1 protein-coding gene is annotated in these 907 nt (G+C 77.2%); it reads left to right on the top strand.

Going from position 1 to position 907, the window contains the following annotated elements:
* A partial coding sequence (locus J116_RS31150; RefSeq protein WP_023591456.1) for a hypothetical protein occupies positions 1–296 on the top strand: 296 nt, incomplete at its 5' end.
* Positions 297–907 lie beyond the last annotated feature (611 nt).

Raw genomic sequence — 907 nt, forward strand, 5'->3', positions numbered from 1 at the left:
CCCCCATCGAGCCGCTGTGTGCGTGGTGCGGCGGGGAGGTCCGCCAGCCGCCGACCGGCCGCCGCCGGGACTACTGCCGCCGGTCCTGCCGCCAGCGTGCGTACGAGGACCGGCGCCGCCAGGAGGCCGTGGCCATGGCCATCGAGGCCGCCACTGCCCCGCCCCCTCCGGATACGTCACGTGACGAATCGGCGGGGCGGCGTGACGAAACGGCGCGGCCGGTGGTCCGGCCGTCGCGGCGGCGGGCGGGGATGACGGCGTCCGCGATGCCGCTCTGGTGTGACGACGAGCCGTAGCCCCGTGCGCGCGGCCGGGGCCGCGACCGGTCGCCGCGACGGGTCCGAGGGCAGGGTCAGCGGTCGGAAATCCGGACCGCCACGGGCCCGGCTAGCGGTCGGGAATCCGGACCGCCACGGGCGTGCGGGAGGCTCGGCTAGCGGTCGGGAATCCGGACCGGTAGCGGTCGGGAATCCGGACCCCATCACTCACCCAGGAGTGATGGATGGAGGGAAAGAGCGCGCGGGATCGCCCCACGGCGGGAGAGCCGGACGCCCGGCCACTGGCGGCGCGAGCTGAGCGGAGCGCCCGCACGGCGCCCGGCCACATCGCGGCAGCAGCCAGCTCCCCATCGGCCACGGACGGGCGGTGCGGTCGCCTCACGCGTCCGCAGGTGTGACGGCGGGGGTACGGCGCCCGGCCCCGTGACGGGCCGCCAGACGGCCGTTCAGCGCCCCGCCGACCCCCCTCCCCTCCCCGCCAGCCTGCTTCGGGGTTGGGCACACGCCGCACCCGGCGGACGGCCCGCCACGTATACCGCCCACAGAGTCCGCCCCGCCCCCACGGCGGATGGTTGGCCGGGATGGGGCCCGAGAGGGCGCCTGTACGGCCGTCTGACGGCCTGTCGGGG

It is taken from the genome of Streptomyces thermolilacinus SPC6 (assembly GCF_000478605.2).
Classification (GTDB): Bacteria; Actinomycetota; Actinomycetes; order Streptomycetales; family Streptomycetaceae; genus Streptomyces; species Streptomyces thermolilacinus.